16 protein-coding genes are annotated in these 16734 nt (G+C 69.4%); 8 read left to right on the plus strand and 8 right to left on the minus strand.

Features of this window, described 5'->3' with window-relative positions; all coding sequences use genetic code 11:
* Positions 1 to 39: 39 nt before the first annotated feature.
* A complete protein-coding gene (locus ORG17_RS09305) occupies positions 40 to 1281 on the plus strand; it encodes a glucose-1-phosphate adenylyltransferase (protein ID WP_027465671.1) in 1242 nt (413 codons plus the stop codon).
* Positions 1282 to 1403: 122 nt separating this feature from the next.
* A complete protein-coding gene (gene serB, locus ORG17_RS09310) occupies positions 1404 to 2042 on the plus strand; it encodes a phosphoserine phosphatase SerB (protein WP_214526218.1) in 639 nt (212 codons plus the stop codon).
* 12 nt (positions 2043 to 2054) lie between these two features.
* Here the strand turns inward: serB and fabG are convergent, their stop codons facing one another.
* Positions 2055 to 2768, minus strand: coding sequence for a 3-oxoacyl-ACP reductase FabG (gene fabG, locus ORG17_RS09315; RefSeq protein WP_027465673.1), 714 nt, complete (start codon positions 2766 to 2768; stop codon positions 2055 to 2057).
* A gap of 165 nt (positions 2769 to 2933) precedes the next feature.
* Here fabG and ORG17_RS09320 point away from each other — a divergent pair, with 165 nt between their 5' ends.
* The 3 genes from ORG17_RS09320 to ORG17_RS09330 are packed head-to-tail and all read left to right on the plus strand — an operon-like array spanning position 2934 to position 4626.
* Positions 2934 to 3356 (plus strand): DUF3099 domain-containing protein, encoded by a 423-nt coding sequence (locus ORG17_RS09320; RefSeq protein ID WP_051596733.1) that lies wholly within the window; start codon positions 2934 to 2936, stop codon positions 3354 to 3356.
* Entirely contained in the window at positions 3356 to 3664 is a 309-nt protein-coding gene (locus ORG17_RS09325) for a hypothetical protein (protein WP_371830589.1), read from the plus strand. Before ORG17_RS09320 ends, ORG17_RS09325 begins: the two co-directional genes overlap by 1 nt.
* Complete coding sequence (locus ORG17_RS09330; RefSeq protein ID WP_214523403.1) at positions 3661 to 4626, plus strand: SURF1 family cytochrome oxidase biogenesis protein; 966 nt, start codon at positions 3661 to 3663, stop codon at positions 4624 to 4626. Before ORG17_RS09325 ends, ORG17_RS09330 begins: the two co-directional genes overlap by 4 nt.
* Positions 4627 to 4843: 217 nt before the next feature.
* Here the strand turns inward: ORG17_RS09330 and ORG17_RS09335 are convergent, their stop codons facing one another.
* Positions 4844 to 6442 carry an ABC-F family ATP-binding cassette domain-containing protein gene (locus tag ORG17_RS09335; RefSeq protein WP_027465675.1) on the minus strand — a complete coding sequence of 533 codons (1599 nt, stop codon included), beginning with the start codon at positions 6440 to 6442 and terminating at the stop codon, positions 4844 to 4846.
* Between the two features lie 115 nt (positions 6443 to 6557).
* Here ORG17_RS09335 and ORG17_RS09340 point away from each other — a divergent pair, with 115 nt between their 5' ends.
* Entirely contained in the window at positions 6558 to 7157 is a 600-nt protein-coding gene (locus ORG17_RS09340; protein ID WP_071244729.1) for a biotin transporter BioY, read from the plus strand.
* 317 nt (positions 7158 to 7474) lie between these two features.
* Here ORG17_RS09340 and ORG17_RS09345 read toward each other — a convergent pair whose 3' ends face one another.
* From ORG17_RS09345 to sufB, 5 genes are read right to left on the minus strand one after another with little or no spacing between them, the layout of a single operon-like run.
* Entirely contained in the window at positions 7475 to 7804 is a 330-nt protein-coding gene (locus ORG17_RS09345) for a metal-sulfur cluster assembly factor (protein ID WP_017887270.1), read from the minus strand.
* Complete coding sequence (gene sufC / locus ORG17_RS09350) at positions 7804 to 8577, minus strand: Fe-S cluster assembly ATPase SufC (protein WP_071244730.1); 774 nt, start codon at positions 8575 to 8577, stop codon at positions 7804 to 7806. The genes ORG17_RS09345 and sufC overlap by 1 nt, the downstream gene beginning before the upstream one ends.
* 57 nt (positions 8578 to 8634) lie before the next feature.
* Complete coding sequence (locus tag ORG17_RS09355; RefSeq protein ID WP_017887268.1) at positions 8635 to 8961, minus strand: non-heme iron oxygenase ferredoxin subunit; 327 nt, start codon at positions 8959 to 8961, stop codon at positions 8635 to 8637.
* The gene (sufD, locus tag ORG17_RS09360; protein ID WP_250892088.1) at positions 8961 to 10256 is read right to left on the minus strand and encodes a Fe-S cluster assembly protein SufD; all 1296 of its coding nucleotides are present in this window, start codon (positions 10254 to 10256) and stop codon (positions 8961 to 8963) included. Before sufD ends, ORG17_RS09355 begins: the two co-directional genes overlap by 1 nt.
* Entirely contained in the window at positions 10257 to 11675 is a 1419-nt protein-coding gene (gene sufB, locus ORG17_RS09365) for a Fe-S cluster assembly protein SufB (RefSeq protein WP_027465678.1), read from the minus strand. It lies immediately after the preceding gene.
* A gap of 251 nt (positions 11676 to 11926) precedes the next feature.
* Here sufB and ORG17_RS09370 point away from each other — a divergent pair, with 251 nt between their 5' ends.
* Positions 11927 to 12901 carry a COX15/CtaA family protein gene (locus ORG17_RS09370; protein ID WP_214526217.1) on the plus strand — a complete coding sequence of 325 codons (975 nt, stop codon included), beginning with the start codon at positions 11927 to 11929 and terminating at the stop codon, positions 12899 to 12901.
* 365 nt (positions 12902 to 13266) lie between these two features.
* Here ORG17_RS09370 and ORG17_RS09375 read toward each other — a convergent pair whose 3' ends face one another.
* A complete protein-coding gene (locus ORG17_RS09375; RefSeq protein ID WP_214526242.1) occupies positions 13267 to 14193 on the minus strand; it encodes a heme o synthase in 927 nt (308 codons plus the stop codon).
* Positions 14194 to 14617: 424 nt separating this feature from the next.
* Between ORG17_RS09375 and tkt the strand changes: the two genes are divergently transcribed.
* Positions 14618 to 16711, plus strand: a complete 2094-nt coding sequence (gene tkt / locus ORG17_RS09380; RefSeq protein ID WP_111046387.1) for a transketolase — start codon at positions 14618 to 14620, stop codon at positions 16709 to 16711.
* Positions 16712 to 16734 lie beyond the last annotated feature (23 nt).

Below are 16734 nucleotides of genomic sequence, written 5' to 3' on the forward strand. Positions count from 1 at the left end.
CGTAACCGGTTCCCAGTGCTGACGCCTACTGTGAGCGGCATGGCACCAAAGAAGGTCTTCGGCATCGTGCTCGCCGGCGGCGAGGGCAAACGACTCATGCCGCTCACGGCCGATCGCGCGAAGCCCGCCGTCCCGTTCGGCGGCAACTTCCGTCTCATCGACTTCGCACTGTCGAACCTGGTCAACTCCGGTCTGCAGAAGATCGTCGTCCTGACCCAGTACAAGTCGCACAGTCTCGACCGGCACGTCGCGGAGACGTGGCGCATGGAGGGGCTGCTCGGCTCCTACGTCGCGTCCGTCCCCGCGCAGCAGCGGCTCGGCAAGCGCTGGTTCGCCGGCTCGGCCGACGCGATCCTGCAGTCGCTCAACCTGCTGCGCGACGAACGCCCCGACATCGTCGTCGTCGTCGGTGCTGACCACGTGTACCGGATGGACTTCCACCAGATGGTCGAGGCGCACATCGCCTCCGGCCGCAGTGCCACGGTGGCGGCGATCCGTCAGCCGATCGGGCTCGCCGACCAGTTCGGCGTGATCCAGGTGGCCGACGACGACCCGACGAAGATCGAGGCGTTCCTCGAGAAGCCGAAGGACGCCGTCGGGCTGGCCGACTCCCCCGGCGAGATCCTGGCCTCGATGGGCAACTACGTGTTCAACGCGGACGCCCTCGTCGACGCGGTCCTGCGCGACGGCCAGCTCGAGACCTCGGCCCACGACATGGGCGGCGACATCGTCCCCGACTTCGTGGACCGCGGCGACGCCGGCGTGTACGACCTGCAGCGCAACGAGGTCCCCGGTTCCACCGACCGCGACAAGTACTACTGGCGCGACGTGGGCACCATCGACTCGTTCTTCGACGCCCACATGGACCTCATCGCGCCGGTCCCGGTCTTCAACCTGTACAACCAGGACTGGCCGATCTTCAACCAGCAGACGAACCTGCCGCCGGCGAAATTCGTCCGCGACGCGAACGGCAACACCGGGTCCACGGTGGACTCGCTCGTGTCGCTCGGTTGCCTGGTGTCGGGTGCGCAGGTCGAACGCAGCATGATCGGGCCCTGGTGCTCGATCGACTCCGGCGCGAAGGTCCTCGACTCGATCGTGTTCGAGCGCGCCACCATCGGCGCCGGGGCGGTCGTCAACCGCGCCATCCTCGACAAGGACGTCGTCCTCGCGCCGGGTGCGCAGGTCGGCGTCGACCGAGAGGCCGACGAGGCACGCGGCTTCACCGTCACCGAGTCCGGCATCACCGTGGTCGGCAAGGGCGTCCGCGTCGACGCGTAGGCACGACGCGTAGGCACGACGAACAGGGCAAGCACCCGGGGCGCAGCCCCGGACGGACGGCCTGGAGGCACGGCTCGCGTCACGGACGCGGCCGTGCCTCCTTCAGTCGGTACCGTTGGTGCGTGCCCCGCTTCCTCGTCGTCCTCGATGCCGATTCCACCCTCCTCGAGGACGAGGTGATCGAACTGCTCGCCGACAGTGCCGGGACCCGGCCACAGGTGGCGGCGATCACGGAGCGCGCCATGCGCGGGGAACTCGACTTCGCCGAGAGCCTCCGGGAGCGTGTCGCGACCCTGGCGGGCCTCCAGGCAGACGTCTTCGTCCGCGCACAGCAGGCGGTCCGTGTGACGCGGGGCGCCGACCAGCTCGTCCGCGGGGTGCACGCCGCCGGCGGCACCGTCGGCGTCGTGTCCGGCGGGTTCCACGAGGTGCTCGACCCGTTCGCCGAGCAGCTCGGTCTCGACCACTGCCGGGCGAACCGCCTCGAGGTCACCGACGGCGTGCTCACCGGCCGCGTGCTCGGTGACGTGGTCGACGCACACGCCAAGGCCGTCGCGCTCGGCGAGTGGGCGGACGCGGACGGGGTCGACCCGACACGGACGATCGCGATCGGCGACGGCGCGAACGACCTCGAGATGATGCGCGTCGCGGCGCTGTCGGTCGCGTTCGACGCGAAGCCGCGCGTGCGGGAGCAGGCGGACGTCGCGGTCGTCGACCGTGACCTGTCCGCCGTGCTCGCGACGCTCGGGCTGCGCGGCTGATCAGTCCGAGGGCTAGTGGCCCATCCCGAGGCCGCCGTCGACGGGGATGATCGCACCGGAGACGTACCCGGCGCCGTCGCTCGCCAGGAACAGCGTGGCGTCGGCGACGTCGTCGACCGTGCCGTAGCGGGCGGCCGGGATCGCCTTCTTGAACTCGGCCTGCAGCTCGTCGGAGAGCGCGGCGGTCATGTCCGTCTGGATGAAGCCGGGCGCGACGACGTTGGCGGTGATGCCGCGCGAGCCGAGCTCACGCGTGATCGACCGGGCCATGCCGACCAGTGCGGCCTTCGAGGACGCGTAGTTGACCTGGCCGATCTGGCCGTAGGCGCCTACGACGCTCGACATCAGCACGATGCGGCCGAACTTGGCCTTCATCATGCCCTTCGTGGCGCGCTTGACGACGCGGAAGGTGCCCGTGAGGTTCGTGTCGACCACGCTGGTGAAGTCGTCCTCGGACATGCGGAGGAGCAGCTGGTCGTTCGTGATGCCGGCGTTCGCGACGAGGACCTCGATCGGACCGAGCTCGGCCTCGACCTGCGTGAACGCGGCGTCGACGGAGGCCGTGTCGGTGATGTCGGCCTGCACCGTCAGCGCGCCCTCGGGACCACCCTGACCGCTGCGCGACGTCACGGCGACCCGGTGGCCGGCGGCGACGAACCGCTCGGCCAGCGCGTGGCCGATGCCGCGGTTGCCGCCGGTGATGAGGACGGTACGGGGGGTGCTCATGGTCGCTCCGTTCGGTGGGATCTGCTCGGCACGCGGTGCCGGGGACCCGGCGGACACGCCCGGACGAGCGTACCGGAGCGGACCACCCCGCCGGTTCGCGCGCGGCGCACCCACGATCGGTCCGGCGGGATTAGGCTTGACCACGGGTAGACGGAGACCATCTGTATGAAGAGCACGCACACGAGCATCACGTCGCTGCCGGACACACCGGAGCAGGACCGGGCGCACCGCCTGTCCCGCTATGTCTGGCAGATGGCCATCCGAGTGGTCCTCTTCATCTCCGCGGTGCTCGTGTACTCGATCTGGCACTCGTGGCTGGCGGTCATCCCGATCGTCCTGGCCGCGGTGATCCCCTGGGTCGCCGTCGTCATCGCGAACGCCGGCAGCCGGACCGAGAGCGACATGATCTCCCCCGCCGGGTCCATCGAGCTCTACGACGCCGTCGACCCGCGTCTCCGCGAACAGCAGGAGGACGCCCGGGCCCAGGCCTACCGCGACGAGCAGGACCGCCTCCGCCAGCAGGCGCAGCACGCGCAGGACGAGTGGCAGCGCAACGGCGACCGATCGAAGATGTGGGGACCCCGCTGATGGGTGCGACGTTCGACCTGCAGACCGAACCCGGTTCCACCCCGGTCTGCTCCCGCGCCGGCTGCGTGTCGACCGCCGGGTGGCGTGTGAACTGGCGCAACCCCCGGATCCACGCGATCGACCGCGTGAAGATCTGGGCCGCGTGCGAAGAACACCGCGACTTCCTCGCCGACTACCTGCGCTCCCGCTCGTTCCCGGTGCGCGTCACCGGCATGCACGAGGACGTCGACCACCTCGACGACGAGCGCGAGTCGACCGCGGCGCCGAAGAACGACGTCGGGGTGCGCTCCACCGGCACCTCGCGATGACCGACGGCTTCGACCCGCAGTCCCGGTACGGCCGCAAGCACGCCGCCAAGCTGCAGCGCGCGTCCGCCGAGTCGGGTGCCGCGGCGCAGCAGCACGACCCCCGCGAACCGTTCGTCGGCTGGCGCTTCGTCCGGAGCCGCCGCTGGCTCGGCTACTTCGCGATCGCCGTCGCCTTCGCCGTCGTCTGCGCGCTGTTCGGCATGTGGCAGTGGGACCGCCGCAACGAGGCCGTCCGGCAGAACGAGCAGGTCGCGCAGAACTACGACCACACCCCCGTCCCCCTCGACCGGGCGCTGCCGAAGGCCTCGAGCTGGCAGGACGAGCAGGAGTGGCTCCGGGTCTCCGTGACCGGACGCTACGACGTCGACTCGCAGCTGCTCGTGCGCAACCGCGTGCACAACGGTCAGCCCGGGTTCGAGGTCCTGACGCCCCTGGTCACGTCCGAGGGCCGCGCCTTCATCGTCGACCGAGGGTGGGTGCCGACCGGCAACGCCCAGGACGCCCCCGACCACGTGCCCGCTCCCCCGTCCGGCGAGGTCACCGCGATCGTCCGCCTGCAGCAGAGCGAACCGCGCATCCCCGGCCGCTCCGACCCGAAGGACACCGACCAGGTGCAGTCGGTCACGCTGGCCGACGTGGCGAACAAGGTCGACGACCCGATCTGGACCGGTGCGTACGGGCAACTCGCATCCGAGTCCCCCGCCCCGACCGAGGCCCGCCCGCTCGGCTGGGAGCGTCCGACCGCCGACACCGGGCTGCACCTGAGCTACTTCATCCAGTGGTTCCTGTTCGCCGCCGGCGGCTTCGGCTTCCTGGCGTACGTCATGGTGCAGGAGTACCGGAACCTCAACCAGGACGACCCCGAGGAGCGCGAGCGCGCCCTCGAGCGCGAACGCCGCAAGAACGCGAAGCCGAAGACGGACGCCGAGATCGAGGACGAGCTCATCGCGTCACGTCGCTGACGCGCTGGTGCTGTTCCGCAAGACGCCGTCGTCATCGCAACACGCCGCCGAACACGGCGGCGTCGCGCCGCTTTCGGGGCGTCTCGCCGACACGACGGCGTCTGACGTGTCCGCGAACGCGACCCCACAGCGGACGGGAGGCCCGTGGCGGCGTCGCCACGGGCCTCCCGTCCGCCTGTCCCCACGGCGAGTGCGCAAGACGCCGTCTCGCAGGCAGCTACGCGAGCTCGATGAGCTCCGCGTAGTCCTTGTTCCAGTGGTCCTCGGTGCCGTCCGGCAGCAGCAGCACACGCTCGGGGTTGAGCGCCTCGACCGCGCCGGCGTCGTGCGACACCAGAACGACGGCACCCTCAAAACCGGCCAAAGCGTTGAGGATCTCCTCGCGCGACGCCGGGTCCAGGTTGTTCGTCGGCTCGTCGAGCAGCAGGACGTTCGCGCCGGAGACCACGATCATCGCGAGCGACAGACGCGTCTTCTCACCGCCGGACAGGACTCCGGCCTTCTTGTAGCCGTCGTCGCCGGTGAACAGGAACGACCCGAGCACCCGACGGGCCTCGGTCTCGTTGAGGTCGGTCGATGCCGACACCATGTTCTCGATCACGGTGCGGTTGATGTCGATGTTCTCGTGCTCCTGCGCGTAGTAGCCGATGCGCAGACCGTGGCCGGGCTGGATCTCACCCGTGTCCGGCTGGTCCGCACCCGCCAGGATGCGCAGCAGCGTCGTCTTGCCCGCACCGTTGAAGCCGAGGATGACCACGCGCGAACCGCGGTCGATCGCCAGGTCGACACCCGCGAAGATCTCGAGCGATCCGTAGGACTTCGACAGCCCCTCGGCCATCAGCGGGGTGCGGCCGCAGGGCGCCGGGGTGGGGAAGCGGATCTTTGCGACCCGGTCGGCGACGCGCTCGTCTTCCAAACCGGCGAGCAGCTTGTCGGCTCGCGCGACCATCTGGTGGGCTGCCGCGGCCTTCGACGCCTTGGCGCCGAACCGGGCGGCCTGGTCCTTGAGCGTGGCGGCCTTCTTCTCGGCGCCCGCGCGCTCCTTGCGGCGGCGCTCCTCGTCGGCGACGCGCTGCCGCTGGTACAGCTTCCAGCCCATGTTGTAGATGTCGATGGTCTGGCGGTTGGCGTCCAGGTAGAAGACGCGGTTCACGACCTCGTCGACGAGCTCGACGTCGTGGGAGATGATGATGACGCCACCGGGGTAGGTCTTCAGGTGCTCGCGGAGCCACACGACGGAGTCGGCGTCGAGGTGGTTGGTCGGCTCGTCGAGGATCATCGTCTCGGCGTCCGAGAACAGGATCCGGGCGAGCTCGATGCGCCGGCGCTGACCACCCGAGAGCGTCTTGAGCTGCTGGTCGAGGATGCGGTCCGGCAGCTTCAGGTTCGACGCGATCGAGGCAGCCTCGGCCTCGGCCGCGTAGCCACCGAGCGCGTTGAACTGGTCGTCGAGGCGGCTGTAGCGCCGCATCGCCTTCTCGGCAACGGCCGCGTCGTCGCTCGCCATGTCGAGGGTCGCGAGGCGGATGCCCTCCACGAGCTCGCCGAGCCCACGGGCGTCGAGGATGCGCTTCCGCGCGGTCTCCTCCGGGTCGCCCGAGCGGGGGTCCTGCGGCAGGTAGCCGATCTCCCCACCGCGCTCGATCTTGCCGCCGGTGGGCTGCGTCTCGCCCGCGAGGGCCTTGGTCATCGTCGTCTTCCCCGCGCCGTTGCGGCCGACGAGTCCGATCTTGTCGCCCTTCTCGACACGGAAGGACACGTCTTCCATGAGGAGACGAGCTCCGACGCGGATCTCGAGTTCGTGCACGGCAAGCACAGTGGACGTCCAATCAGTTGGTGGGTTTGCACAACGGTGTGTGCGTGAGGTGCACCGCTACGCTGACGGGACCGATGGTTCCGAACGGGACCAGCAGTCCATTCTAGGAGAATCCATGACGAACGCCACCGGGTTCGCTCCCCGCGCAGTCCTCGCCGACCGTCTGCGCACGCACGGGCTGGCCACCGACGCCGCCCTCGTCGCCGGCGGAGCCCTGTTCACCGCCGCGATGGCGCAGCTCGAGGTCCCGATGTGGCCGGTCCCGATCACCGGGCAGACGCTCGCCGTCGTGCTCGTCGGCGCGACCCTCGGCGCACGTCGCGGCATGCTCTCGCTGCTCGTCTACGCCGTCGCCGGGCTCGCGGGTGCGCCGTTCTTCGCCGACATGCAGGGCGGCCTGCAGGCCCTGGCACTGCCGAGCTTCGGGTACGTCATCGGCTTCATCCCGGCCGCCGGGCTCGTCGGCTGGCTCGCGCGCCGCAACTGGGACCGCAACGTCGGTCGTGCGGCAGTGGCGATGCTGCTCGCGAGTGCCATCCCGTTCGTGACCGGCCTGCCGTACCTGGCCGTCGCGCTCGGCCAGCTCGGTGCGCCGAACGACGTCCAGTCGGTGCTCGCCGCCGGCCTGTACCCGTTCATCGTCGGTGGCGTCGCCAAGGCGCTCATTGCCGCCGGCATCCTGCCGCTCGCGTGGAAGGCCGTCGGCCGCCGCTGACACCTCGCACGAGAACGGCCCCGCACCGATCGGTGCGGGGCCGTTCTGCGTTCGGTGCGGGGCCGGGCCGGGCGTCGGTCGGTGCGGGGCCATGCCGGGGCGGGGTGTCGGTCGGTCACGACTCCCCGCCGGCCGGACACCGAGTGGTCGCATTCCGTCGTCTGGAGCACCGTCAGCCGACAGCACGTGACCACGCGGCGAACGTGAGCGGGCGGTCGCGACCGATCGGCGGCGCGCCCCGCGCGTGGCGTGCGCACAGACAGACGGGAGGCGCGGTGCCAGCTGGCACCGCGCCTCCCGTCCGTGGTGGGTCGCGACTAGATCGCGAACCCGAGGGCGCGCATCATCTCGCGTCCGTCGTCGGTGATCCGTTCCGGACCCCACGGCGGCATCCAGACCCAGTTGATCCGGAAGGCGTCCACGATGCCGTCGAGGGCGTTCGCGGTGTCCCCCTCGATGACGTCGGTCAGGGGGCAGCCCGCGCTGGTGAGCGTCATGCTGATGACGAGCGCGTTGGCGTCGTCGTCCCAGGCGAGGTCGTAGATCAGGCCGAGGTCGACGATGTTCACGCCGAGCTCCGGGTCCTGGACCTCCTTCAGGCCCTCGACGACCTCGTCGAACTTGTCAGGAGCGAGTGCGGCGATCATCAGGCCTGCGCCTCGGCGGCAGCGGCCTGCACGTAGCGGTCGTAACCCTCGTTCTCGAGGCGGTCGGCGAGCTCGGGGCCGCCCTGCTCCGCGACCTTGCCGGCCACGAACACGTGCACGAAGTCCGGCTTGATGTAGCGGAGGATGCGCGTGTAGTGCGTGATGAGCAGCACACCGAGGCCGGTCGCGGCCTTGGCGCGGTTGACGCCCTCGGAGACGATCTTCAGCGCGTCGACGTCGAGGCCGGAGTCGGTCTCGTCGAGCACGGCGAACTTCGGCTTGAGGAGCTCGAGCTGCATGATCTCGTGGCGCTTCTTCTCGCCACCGGAGAAGCCCTCGTTGACGTTGCGCTCGGCGAACGACGAGTCCATCTTCAGGTCGGCCATCGACTGACGGAGTTCCTTGATCCAGCCACGGAGCGCCGGAGCCTCACCGTCGATCGCCGTCTTGGCGGTGCGGAGGAAGTTCGACACCGTCACGCCGGGGATCTCGACCGGGTACTGCATCGCCAGGAACATGCCGGCACGGGCGCGCTCGTCGACGCTCATCGCGAGGACGTCCTCGCCGTCGAGGGTGATCGTGCCACCGACGACGTTGTACCGGGGGTGCCCGGCGATCGTGTACGCCAGGGTGGACTTGCCGGAGCCGTTCGGCCCCATGATCGCGTGGATCTCGCCCTCGTTGATGGTGAGGTCGACACCCTTCAGGATCTCCTTGGTGCCCTGATCGGTGTCGATCGAGACCTTGAGGTCACGGATTTCCAGAGTGGACATTGCGTTCCTTCGGTTGCAGCTGTGGTGCGGCGTCAGCCGCGGGAAGTGTTGGGGTGCTCAGTCGACCGGGACGACGTCCTGCACGTCGACGTAGACGTCGCCGTCGCGGACCTCGACCCGGAAGACCGGGACGGGCTCGTAGGCCGGGAAGTTCTGCGGCTTGCCGGTGGTCAGCGAGAAGCGGGACCCGTGGGCCCAGCACTCCAGCGAGTCACCCTCGACGAAGCCCTCGGCCAACGAGATGTCGCCGTGCGTGCAGGTGTCGCCGATGGCGTGGACCGTGCCGGACGAGTCCTTCACGATCGCGACCGCCGTGCCGCCGACGACCACCCGCATCGGGCTGTCCACTGCGATGTCGGCTTCGGCGCAGACCTTCTCGGCCATCAGGCGCTGGCCTCCGCGCCGTCGGACTGCGCGGCGCCGGCTTCGGCCGGTGCGGCGATGACCGAGCGGCCCTCGGCCAGCTCCTGCTCGACCGCGGCGATGAGGCGCTCCTCGAGCTCGGGGGCACCGATCTTCTGGATGACCTCGACCAGGAAGCCGAGCACGACGAGGCGCCGGGCTTCTTCTTCCGGGACGCCGCGGGACTGCAGGTAGAACAGCTGCTCGTCGTCGAAGCGACCGGTCGCACTCGCGTGTCCGGCGCCCTCGATGTTGCCCGTCTCGATCTCGAGGTTCGGGATGCTGTCGGCGCGGGTCCCGTCCGTCAGCACGAGGTTGCGGTTCTGCTCGTACGAGTCGGTGCCGTCGCCGGCGCGGCCGATCAGGACGTCACCGATCCAGACGGTGTGCGCGCCCTGACCCTGCAGCGCGCCCTTGTAGTTGACCCGACCGCGCGTGTTCGGCGCGTCGTGGTTCACGTAGACCTGCTGCTCGATGTACTGGCCGGCGTCGGCGAAGTACACGCCGTACATCTCGGTGTCGGCGCCCTGCGCACCGAGGTGCGTCGAGGGGTTGACCCGGATGACGTCGCCGCCGAGCGAGACCACGACGTGCTTGAGGAACGCGTCACGACCGACCTCGGCGAAGTGCGTCGCGACGTGCACGGCGTCGTCGTCCCAGTCCTGCAGGCTGACGACGGTCAGTCGCGAGTTCTGCTGCGCGACGATCTCGACGTTCTCGCTGAGCAGGGCGCTGCCGCGGTTGTCGAGCACGACGATGCCCTGCGCGTTCGGCTCGGCCGTGATGACCGTGTGCGCGGCGCGGGGCTGCGACCCGAAGTCGGAGCGCGTCACGGTGATGAACTCGTGTGCCTCGGTGGCCTTGATCGTGATCGCCAGCACGGCGTCGCGCGCGGTCCAGGCCGCGGCCGAGGCGCGGTCCTCGGGCAGCCCGGCGGAGCCGACGCGGGGGTCGTCGCTGCGACCCCACTCGACGTCGGCACCCTCGGACTGGCGGGCGAGGTACGGGTAGGCGGATCCGTCGAGTCCGCCGTCCAGCAGCGGCTGGAGCTTGGCGAGCGGCGCGAACTTCCAGTTGACCTCTCGGCCGGTGACCTTCGGGAACGCCTCGACGTCGCCGGACTGGAACCGCTCGGAGCGGGTCTGGACCGGCACCTTCTTGTCGGGGGCGTCCCAGCCGCCGTCGGAGTGGGCTCCGGCGCCGTGCTGGATGCCGCCCTGCGCTGCGGCAGCGGGCTCGATCGGCTGGTCGATGTGGGGAGGGGTGGTGCTGGACATCTAGCCGACGGATCCTTCCATGCTCATCTCGATGAGCTTGTTGAGTTCGAGTGCGTACTCCATCGGGAGTTCGCGGGCGATCGGCTCGATGAACCCACGGACGATCATCGCCATCGCCTCGTCCTCGGCCATGCCGCGGGACATGAGGTAGAAGAGCTGCTCCTCGCTGACACGCGAGACCGTGGCCTCGTGCCCCAGCTGCACGTCGTCGACACGGATGTCGATCGCCGGGTAGGTGTCGCTCCGGCTGATCGTGTCGACCAGCAGGGCGTCGCAGCGCACGGTGTTGGCGGCGTGGTGCGCGGCCGGGTCGACCCGGACCTCACCGCGGTAGCCCGCACGACCGCCACCACGGGCGATCGACTTCGAGACGATCGACGACGTCGTGTACGGCGCCATGTGGATCATCTTCGCGCCGGCGTCCTGGTGCTGACCGGGGCCCGCGAAGGCGACGGAGAGCGTCTCGCCCTTGGCGTGCTCGCCGGCGAGGTAGATCGACGGGTACTTCATCGTGACCTTGGACCCGATGTTGCCGTCGATCCACTCCATCGTCGCGCCCTCGTGTGCGATCGCACGCTTGGTGACGAGGTTGTAGACGTTGTTCGACCAGTTCTGGATCGTCGTGTACCGAACGCGGGCGTTCTTCTTCACGATGATCTCGACGACGGCCGAGTGCAGCGAGTCGGACTTGTAGATCGGGGCGGTGCAGCCCTCGATGTAGTGGACGTACGAGTCCTCGTCCGCGATGATCAGCGTCCGCTCGAACTGGCCCATGTTCTCGGTGTTGATCCGGAAGTACGCCTGCAGCGGGATCTCGACGTGGACGCCCTTGGGGACGTAGACGAACGAGCCACCCGACCAGACGGCCGTGTTCAGCGCAGCGAACTTGTTGTCACCGGCCGGGATCACGGTGCCGAAGTACTCCTCGAACAGCTCCGGGTGCTCACGGAGCGCCGTGTCGGTGTCCATGAAGATGACGCCCTGCTGCTCCAGGTCCTCGCGGATCTGGTGGTAGACGACCTCGGACTCGTACTGGGCGGCGACACCGGCGACGAGGCGCTGGCGCTCGGCCTCGGGGATGCCGAGCTTCTCGTAGGTCGCACGGATGTCCTCGGGGAGGTCTTCCCACGACTGCGCCTGCTTCTCGGTGGAGCGCACGAAGTACTTGATGTTGTCGAAGTCGATGCCCGTCAGGTCGGCGCCCCACGTCGGCATCGGCTTGCGGCCGAAGAGCGACAGCCCCTTGAGGCGGTTCTTCAGCATCCACTCGGGCTCGTTCTTGAGGTTCGAGATGTCGGTGACGACCTCTTCCGAGATCCCACGACGGGCGGAGGACCCTGCCGAGTCGGAGTCGGACCAGCCGAACTCGTATTGGCCGAGCCCTTCGAGCTCGGGACGGTCGATGAGCACGTCGGACATGGTCTCCTCGTTTCCTTCTCGCGGGACAGCGTTACAGGTGTGAACCCGTGGCGTCTGGACGCCATTCCACCGCGGACCGCTGACATGCGGACCCGGTGCTGCTCCCTCGCAACGACAATGGTTCCACGCAGTCCGTGGAGTGATCGGCGATCTCGGCCCATTCGGAGCCGGCGCCTGCCTAGACTTGACTGCTGCTGAACCCTCGAATCCTACAGGTTCACCGCACGGAACAACAGGAAGGCACCACCCTCGTGACACGCGTCGGATCCCCCGTCGAGCAGGATCTCCGGACCGGACGGTGGTGGTCGCTCCCCCGCGTGGTCGACCGTCGCGTGGTCGCACTGGCCTGGGCGTCCTTCGTGGTCGAGGTCGTGCTGATCGGCACCGGAGGCCTGGTGCGCCTCACCGCCTCGGGCCTCGGATGCCCCACCTGGCCCAAGTGCACGGCGGATTCGCTCGTCTCGACGCCGGAGATGGGCATCCACGGCATCATCGAGTTCGGCAACCGTCTGCTCACCTTCGTGCTCGTGATCGTGGCCGTCGCGATGTTCCTCGCGGTCGTCCGGATGCTGCGCACGCGCCCCGAACTCTTCTGGCTGGCGTTCGCTCAGGGCGTCGCGATCCCCGTGCAGGCCGTCATCGGCGGCATGAGCGTCTGGACGAACCTGAACCCCTTCGTGGTCGGGCTGCACTTCGTCGTCTCCGCCGCCCTCACCTCGGTGACCGCCGCGCTGGTCTACCGCACCACGCACGGCCCGCGCACCGCCCAGCGGCTCGTCCCCGGCTGGTACACGGGTGTCGTCCGCGGCACCGTCGCCGCCGTCGTCGTGACCGTCCTCGTGGGCATCCTGACCACCGGCAGCGGCCCGCACGCCGGAGCCGACGCCGCCGTCGACGGTGGCCGCCTGCACCGCACCGGGTTCGACCCGGCGGTCATGGAGCACGTGCACGCCTGGCCCGCGTACGCCCTCTTCGCCCTGACCCTGGTGCTCGTCATCGGAGCCGTCCGCCTGGGCCGACCGAGCAAGTGGCCGCTGCTGCTGCTCGCCGTCGAGTTCCTGCAGATCGCCGTCGGCCTCACGCAGGCGCGCACCGGTCTGCCCGTCGGGCTCGTCGGCACGCACATTGTGCTCGCCGGGCTGCTCGTCGGTGCGGTGACCGCCGTGGTGCTGTCGACGCGGGCCTCGGCCGGCCGAGACGCCGTCCGGGAACCCATCGACGCCTGACGCCCGGGCGCGTCGCGCGCTTGACACCCGTTCTCCGACACCCCACGAGTCGTTCGACTCGTGGGGTGTCGCGTTCGTGGTGGGCCTGGACGGGAGGGCGCTGCGGTCCGCAGCCACGCGTCCGCCCCGCGGCCGACGCCGACCGCGCCGGACGGGAGGCCCGTGGCGGGCCCGCACCGTGCCTCCAGTCCGCCCCGTGCCCGACGCAGGACGCCGGTGTCCTGCCGATACGCCGCCGAATGCGCGAGACGCCACCGGATTCGGCGGCGTCTCGGCGGATGGGCGGCGTCGTGTCGACACGACGGCGTCAACAGGACGCGACGGCGTCGTGCGGACCGAGCGCGCGCGGGCGCCCGCTCGACCGCCTAGAAGGTGAAGACCTGCGGCAGCAGCGGGTCGATGCCCACGGCGATGAAGAGCAGCGTCAGGTACGTGATCGAGCTGTGGAAGACCCGCATCGGCTGCACGTGCTCGACGTGCTGGATGGCCCGCGAGTACAGGCGGTGCGACTCGAGGACGAACCAGATGCCGCCGGCCAGCGCGACGACCGTGTAGAGCGGCCCCATGTGCCCGACCGGGATGAGCAGGAGCGAGCAGACGAGCGTCGCCCAGGCGTACAGCACGACCTGCAGGCCGACGACGGTGCGGCCGCGGACCACGGCGAGCATCGGCACGTCCGCCGCGTCGTAGTCGTCGCGGTACTTCATCGACAGCGGCCAGTAGTGCGGCGGCGTCCACAGGAAGATCACCATGAACAGGATGATCGGGGTCCAGGTCAGCGACCCGGTGACGCCCGCCCAGCCGATGAGCACGGGCATGCAGCCGGCCGAGCCGCCCCAGACGATGTTCTGCGGGGTGCGGCGCTTGAGCCACAGCGTGTAGACGAACACGTAGATGAGGATCGCGATGACGCTCAGCGCAGCGGCCAGCCAGTTCACCAGGAACCCGAGCACCGCGGTCGACAGGATGCCGAGCACCCACGAGAACACGAGGGCCTCGCGGTCCGACAGTTCACCGGTGACGAGCGGGCGGGTGCTGGTCCGCTTCATCAGCCGGTCGATGTCGCGGTCGATGTAGCAGTTGAAGGCCGACGCCGAACCGGCCGACATCGCTCCGCCGAGCATCGTCCAGAAGACGAGCCACAGGTCGGGGACGCCGCGTTCGGCGAGGAACATCGTCGGCGCCGTGGTGACGAGCAGCAGCTCCATCACGCGCGGTTTCGTCAACGAGACGTACGCACGGACCTTGCGGGACAGCGGCGATCGGGGTCGATCGGTGTCGGGCCGGGTCACGGTGGCAGTCGGCAAGAGAACCTCAGTCTGTTCGCATCAGCTCGCACACTCGGTGGACGACTGCGACGGCGTCCGGGCATGCGCTGACCCGGAATGTCCACGGGTCCCGACCAGTTTACGGGATGGAAGCGCCGCGACGGTGCCCCGCTCCGACATCCCGGCGTGATCCGGACGCGCTCGACACGCCCGGATCGACCGTCGGCGGCCACCCCGGTGTGAACATCGGGGGTCACCTGAACCCCTTCTGAGTACCGGGTCACTATGCTGGACACGCCCTCCCGCAGTGCGCGCCCCGATGACGTCGGCCGCGATGAGCCGGTCGGCCGCCGCTAGACGGCGACACGACTCGGCCCCGGGATGGCCACATGTCCGTGCGATGGCACGAGCCCTCGCACATGTCGCATCAAGAAGGGTCAACATCCAAGTGGCTGAATTCACCTGGGACGCCATCGACCGGAAGGCCGTCGACACGGCCCGCGTTCTCGCCGCCGACTCGGTCGAGGCCGCCGGCAACGGTCACCCCGGCACCGCGATGAGCCTCGCTCCGCTCGCCCACCTGCTCTTCCAGAAGGTGATGCGTCGCGACCCGAGCGACTCCACCTGGATCGGCCGCGACCGCTTCATCCTCTCCGCCGGTCACGCCTCGATCCTCCAGTACGTGCAGTTCTACCTGCACGGCTACGGGCTCGAGATCGACGACCTACAGCACCTGCGCAAGTGGGGCTCGAAGACCCCGGGTCACCCGGAGTACGGCCACACCGACGGTGTCGAGATCACCACGGGCCCGCTCGGCCAGGGCCTCGCGTCCTCGGTCGGCTTCGCCTACGCCCAGCGCTTCGAGCGCGGCCTGTTCGACCCGGAGACCCCGGCCGGCCAGTCGCCGTTCGACCACTACACCTACGTGATCGCCGGCGACGGTGACATGCAGGAGGGCGTGACGAACGAGTCCGGCTCGCTCGCCGGCCGCCAGCAGCTCGGCAACCTCATCGCGTTCTACGACTCGAACCAGATCTCGATCGAGGACAACACCGACATCGCGTTCTCCGAGAGCGTCGCCGACCGCTACGAGGCGCTCGGCTGGCACGTCCAGATCGTCGACTGGAAGAAGACCGGCGAGTACTCCGAGGACGTCGAGGAGCTCCACGCCGCGATCGAGGCCGCCAAGCAGGTCACCGACAAGCCGTCGCTCATCGTCCTCAAGACGATCATCGGCTGGCCGTCGCCGACCAAGCAGAACTCGGGCAAGATCCACGGTTCGGCGCTCGGCGCCGACGAGATCAAGGGCCTCAAGGAGATCCTCGGCTTCGACACCGACAAGACCTTCGAGGTCGCCCCCGAGGTCCTCGAGTACACCCGCGGTGCCGTCGCCAAGGGCCAGGCCGAGCACGCCGAGTGGCAGAAGTCCTTCGACGCGTGGGCCGCGGCCAACGCCGACAAGAAGGCACTGTTCGACCGTGTCCAGTCGAAGGAGCTCCCGGAGGGCCTCGAAGCGGCGCTCCCGGTCTTCCCGACCGACAAGGCCGTCTCGACCCGTGCCGCCTCCGGCAAGGTCATCAACGCCATCGCGCCGCTGATGCCCGAGTTCTGGGGCGGTTCCGCCGACCTCGCCGAGTCGAACCTCACCACGATCGAGGGCGCCAAGTCCTTCGGTCCGGCCGAGGCCTCGACGTCGACGTGGAGCACCGACCCGTACGGCCGCGTGCTGCACTTCGGCATCCGCGAGCACGCCATGGGCTCGATCCTGAACGGCATCGTCCTGCACGGGAACACCCGCCCCTTCGGTGGCACGTTCCTCATCTTCAGCGACTACATGCGTCCGGCGGTCCGTCTCGCCGCGCTCATGCAGGCGCCGGCGATCTACGTCTGGACCCACGACTCCATCGCCCTCGGCGAGGACGGCCCGACGCACCAGCCGATCGAGCAGGTCTCCTCGCTCCGTGCGATCCCCGGTCTCGACGTCGTCCGCCCGGCCGACGCCAACGAGGTCGCGTACGCGTGGCTCGAGATGCTCAAGCACACCGACCGCCCGGCCGGCATCGCGCTGAGCCGTCAGAACCTCCCCGTGTTCGAGCGTGGCGAGGGTGACGCCTCCGGTGAGGTCTTCGCCTCGGCGAAGAACGTCGCCAAGGGTGCGTACATCCTGGCCGAGGCGCCCAACGGCACCCCGGACGTCATCCTCATCGCGACCGGTTCCGAGGTCCAGATCGCGGTCGAGGCACGCGAGCAGCTCAAGGCCGAGGGCATCAACGCCCGCGTCGTGAGCGCCCCGTCGATCGAGTGGTTCCGCGCCCAGTCCGAGAACTACCAGGACCAGGTGCTCCCGAAGGACGTCACCGCTCGCGTGTCGGTCGAGGCCGGCATCGCCATGAGCTGGCGCGACATCGTCGGCGACAAGGGCCGCAGCGTCTCGATCGAGCACTTCGGTGCCTCGGCCGACTACCAGACGCTCTTCAAGGAGTTCGGCTTCACGACGGAGCACGTCGTGGCCGCCGCGAAGGAATCGATCGCAGCTTCCTGACCTGCAAGGGCCGGGTCCGGTTT

This window comes from Curtobacterium flaccumfaciens pv. betae (assembly GCF_026241855.1).
Classification (GTDB): Bacteria; Actinomycetota; Actinomycetes; order Actinomycetales; family Microbacteriaceae; genus Curtobacterium; species Curtobacterium flaccumfaciens.